The organism is uncultured Thiohalocapsa sp., from assembly GCF_913063425.1.
In the GTDB taxonomy this organism is placed as follows: Bacteria; Pseudomonadota; Gammaproteobacteria; order Chromatiales; family Chromatiaceae; genus Thiohalocapsa.
Genome location: NZ_CAJXYK010000106.1, coordinates 1 through 4,060, shown reverse-complemented (window position 1 = coordinate 4,060; position 4,060 = coordinate 1). Strand labels below are relative to the sequence as shown.

The 4,060-nt window shown below is 73.4% G+C and carries 5 protein-coding genes; all 5 read right to left on the bottom strand.

The annotated features are described in order from the left end of the window. Positions 1–287: CRISPR-associated endonuclease Cas2 (cas2, locus tag QZ607_RS25630; protein WP_295889072.1), on the bottom strand; the 287-nt coding region annotated here is incomplete at its 3' end. Between the two features lie 21 nt (positions 288–308). Then, on the bottom strand, positions 309–1,154 hold the full coding sequence (locus QZ607_RS25625; protein WP_295889069.1) for a CRISPR-associated endonuclease Cas1: 846 nt from the start codon (positions 1,152–1,154) through the stop codon (positions 309–311). After that, positions 1,151–2,140: a CRISPR-associated endonuclease Cas1 gene (gene cas1, locus QZ607_RS25620; RefSeq protein ID WP_295889066.1), complete on the bottom strand. Its 990-nt coding sequence runs from the start codon at positions 2,138–2,140 to the stop codon at positions 1,151–1,153. Before cas1 ends, QZ607_RS25625 begins: the two co-directional genes overlap by 4 nt. 5 nt (positions 2,141–2,145) lie before the next feature. After that, positions 2,146–2,430 carry a CRISPR-associated endonuclease Cas2 gene (gene cas2 / locus QZ607_RS25615; protein ID WP_295889063.1) on the bottom strand — a complete coding sequence of 95 codons (285 nt, stop codon included), beginning with the start codon at positions 2,428–2,430 and terminating at the stop codon, positions 2,146–2,148. A 452-nt stretch (positions 2,431–2,882) separates the two neighbouring features. Continuing rightward, positions 2,883–4,060 (bottom strand): DUF1887 family CARF protein (locus tag QZ607_RS25610; protein WP_295889062.1); only part of this gene is annotated, 1,178 nt, incomplete at its 5' end.

Genomic DNA, 4,060 nt, shown 5'->3' with positions numbered 1-4,060 from the left:
TCGGTGCCGAGGAGGCTGACGCCGTCGGCGAGCCATTGGCGGCCGAAGTGCTCGATGTCGGGCTGCTTGGGCAGGGGGTAGACGCGGATGTCGTCCTCGGTGGGCTCGATGATGTCGGTCAGCTCGGCGAGGAGGGTGTCGACGGTGGGGTTGGTGCCGGGGATGATGAATACGGAGTATTGCAGGGGTAGGCCATAGGCGCGGACGGTGCGGTGCACGCGGGCGAGCCGCTGCGGGTCGGCGATGTCGTAGCTGAGCAGGTGCAACCGGGGCTGGTGGATGGCCATGGTGGGTCCTCGGTGCTGCCGTCAGGTCTGCTGAATGAGCCAGCGGTGGAGGCTGCCGCTCAGGTCCCGCAGGCGCTTGCCGACACGCACGCGGGGGGATTCGAACAGGCTCACGGTATCGGCGTGGCGTGGTGGGCGCACGGGCTCGTTGTGCAGGCGGGCGGTGCGGTGCCGGTGGCGGAGCCAGCGGATGCGGGCGGGCTGCAGATACCAGGTGAGCAGCTCGGCCAGGTCGTGCGCCAGGCTGGGCTCGCCACTCTGGCCCAGCTCGGTGGCGGCGCCGAAGCCCAGGTCCATGAGGTGGGCCTCGGTGCGCTGGTGCGCCAGGGCGCGCAGCCATTGCCGGGTGCGCTCGGCGCCGCGACGATGCGCAAAGCCCGCTGCACGGTGCTCCAGCCACTGCCGGGCGCGGCGCGGGTCGCGGACAGTCTCCGGCGCTTCGAGCTGCATGCAGGCCCAGTAGGCCAGGCGACGGCGCATGCCGAGCAGCCAATGGGCGTAGCGGTCCGGGGCCTGGGGCAACAGCATGAATTCCGAGAAGCGGTGCAGCAGCTCGTCGCGGGCACCGGGGCGCCCGAGCAGGCGGGCGGTGACGTCGCCGTCCTGGTCCACGAAGACGACACCGATGCCGCGCTCGGCACAGGCAAGCAGGGCCTCTGTGCTCCAGGTGACGCTGGTGGCGGTGTAGATGCGCGAGACGCGCTGCAGCGGAAACAGCCGCTCGGCGCGCGCCGACTGCTGTACGCTCAGGGCGGGCCCGTCGAGCAGCACACGGGTGTCGGCGGCGGGCGCGAGGTAGAGCGGCCGGGCGTCGGCATCGGGCCGCGCGGGTGCGGCCTCTCTGGTGGCGGTGGTGTAGACGATCATGCGCCTGTCTCCTGCCGGTGTGTCTTGCTGGGCTCGGGCGGCGGCGCGGCGCGGGCCAGCTCTGCGGCCAGGTGCTGTGCGAAGCGCCGCAGCAGCCGGCGGCGGGGCCGGGCGAAGCGCTCCCAGGCGGCGTAGAAGCGTGCGCGCCCGGTTTTGCCGAGCAGGCAGGCGCCGTTGCTGTGCTCGAAGTGCTCGGCGCGCAGGCCGCGCTCGCGGAACTGCGCCCACACCCAGGCATCCACGGCGGGGCGCAGCGGCTCGATGAGGTCGGATGCCAGTGACTCGCGGGCGAAGTCGAGCCGGTGGTAGAAGCCGATGATCGGGTCCAGCCCGGCGACATGGCAGGCGCGCACCGCGTCGTAGTGCAGCAGGGTGTAGCCCAGGGACAGCGCGGCGTTCACCGGGTCCCGCGGCGGGCGGCGGTTGCGCGCGGTGAAGTCCAGGGCGGGGGCGAAGAGCCGGGTGTAGGCGCCGAAGTAGGCCGCGGCGGCGGCGCCCTCGATGCCGCGCAGGGCGTCCACGCCGAGGTCGGGCTCGGCGCGCAGGCGGCTGCGGGCGGCGGCGAGGCGTTCCCGGGCCTTGCGCAGCGGGTGGCGCAGGTCTGCCCGCGCTGTCTGCGCGTTGCGCAGCAGGCGCTCTTGGCGCACGAGCTTGCCGCGCACCAGCCGGCGCGCCCAGGCGCGGCACCAGCCGGGGTCGTCGTAGCGCCGGTATTGGCCGACGCGCCGGGCGCCGTCGTTGTGGCCTTTGCCCTGGACGATGGCGGTCTTGGCCGCTGAGCGCCCGCCAAAGGCGAGGATGCCGACCCCGGCATCCGCCAGGCGCGCGAGCAGGCTGCTGTGGAGCGTCACCGCGCTGTGCATGACGACGCGCTCGAGCAGGTGCAGGGGCACGGTGCCGCGGCGCGCGTCGCCGGCGTAGATGGCAAGGGCATTGCCCTCCAGCTTGAGGGCGAGGTCGCGGCGGTCCAGATAGAGCGTTGTCATGGTGGTCATCCCACGTAGAACCAGGGCGGGTCCGCGGGCGGCTCGGCGCGGCCGAGGACGCGGCATTTGCCGCGCGGCTCCACCCGCAGCAGCGCGAAGCGGTCTTCGATGGGGTCAAGCACTGCGCGCACGCCGGTGAGCAGCGCGGCGCGCTCGGCGTCGGTGAGGAAGCACTCGAAGACGGATTTCTGCCGCCCGCTGGCGTAGCCCTTGAGCAGCTTCAGGGCGTCACGCAGCCGGCCGTCGTCGGCGACGTCGTAGGCGGCGATGTGGAGCTTGCGCTGAGTCATGCCGGCAGCTTAGGGGCCGGCGGGGGTGGGTGCTGGGATTGCAAGGTTGCGGAATGGGGTGGTTGTGGGTGGGGGGCGTTGGTGGGTTGGGGGGTGGGGTTCACTGGGGGCTTTGCCGAGTGGGGATCGGCGGCCCTGGGGGGGCTTTGCCGAGTGGAACTCGGCGTCCCCAGGGGAGGGCTTCGCCGGGTGGGGCTCGGCGGCTCCGGGAGGGGCTTCGCCGAGTGGAACTCGGCGTCCCCAGGGCGGGGCTTCGCCGGGTGGGGCTCGGCGGCTCCGGGAGGGGCTTCGCCGAGTGGAACTCGGCGTCCCCAGGGGGGCTTCGCCGAGTGGAACTCGGCGTCCCCAGGGGGGTGTCGCCGAGTGGAACTCGGCGTCCCCAGGGGGGTGTCGCCGAGTGGGGATCGGCGGCCCCTGGGGGGCGCTGGGTGGGGGGTGGTGCCCCGAGGGGATCAGTTGGTGCCGATCCAGTTGCGCAGCAGTGCGGGGAGCTCCGGGAGCCGGCGGCCGGCGCAGATGTGGATGCCCAGGTCTGCGGCCCGGCGCAGCACGTGGGCGGGCAGCTCGCGGTAGCTCACCAGCAGGGCCTTGGCCTGGAGGCCGCCCAGCAGGTCGGCGAGCGTGTCCAGGCGGTAGAGGGCGTTGGCCGCGGGGCCGAAGGCCTCGCCGTCGCCCCAGCGGCGGGTCTTGCATTCCACCAGGTAGAGGCGGTTCTCGGCGAGGCAGGCGACGTCGATCTCGTTCGGCACCTGGTCGCCGCGGCGCGTCTCGCGCTGGATGCGCAGGCCGCGGGTGAGGTCCTGGATGCGGCGGGCGTCGCGCCCGGCGGCGGCGTTGAGCGCCGTGCGCAGGTCGCGCAGGCAGGCGTAGACGTGGCCTTCCAGCCAGCCGCCGTTGACGTAGAACCGCGCCGCCTCGTCCGGGAACACGAGCCGGTCGCGGTGGATGGACAGCAGCCCGGCGTCTGCAAAGCGTCGCACCAGTGCGCCAAGCTCGGCATTGCGCAGCTGGGCGGCGTCCAGCGGCGGCGAGCGCAGGCTGCCGGCCGCAGCGTTGGCGAGCCAGTTGAGGGTGCCGAGTGGACGCCCGATGCGGGCGTTCTCCGCCACCAGCCAGTCCGTCAGCGCGCGGTGGCGCTCCGGCACCGCCGCATCCTCGCGCCCCTCCACCTGCGCGCCGTGGGCGGCCAGAAAGTCATCCAGCCCGGCCCGGTTGGCCAGCGCCCGGTTGGGCCGGTCCGCCGGGTGCAGCCAGATGAGCCGGTCCGCCTCCGGATGCACGTAGAACACCGGCAGTCCGTAGGCCCGGAACACGTCCAGTGCGGCGATGGCCATGGGCTTGGTGCCGCCGGTGGCGTTGAGCACCAGGGCGCCCGCGTCCACCGCCGCGCGCTCGGCCTCCAGCAGCTCCAGCAACCGGAACTGGATGTGCTCCAGGTCCCAGGCGTCGTCGATGGGCCAGCGCTGCACCGCGAGCCCGCGCACCGCCAGGACGGATTCCAGCCACGCCGCCTGCCGCGCCATGCTCGGGCTCACCAACAGCAGCACCCGTGCCGGGCGCAGGTCCGGGTCCAGCGCCGGGGTCAGATTGGGGGTGGCCTGGTTGGAGATGAGGAGGAGGTGGGTGGTGG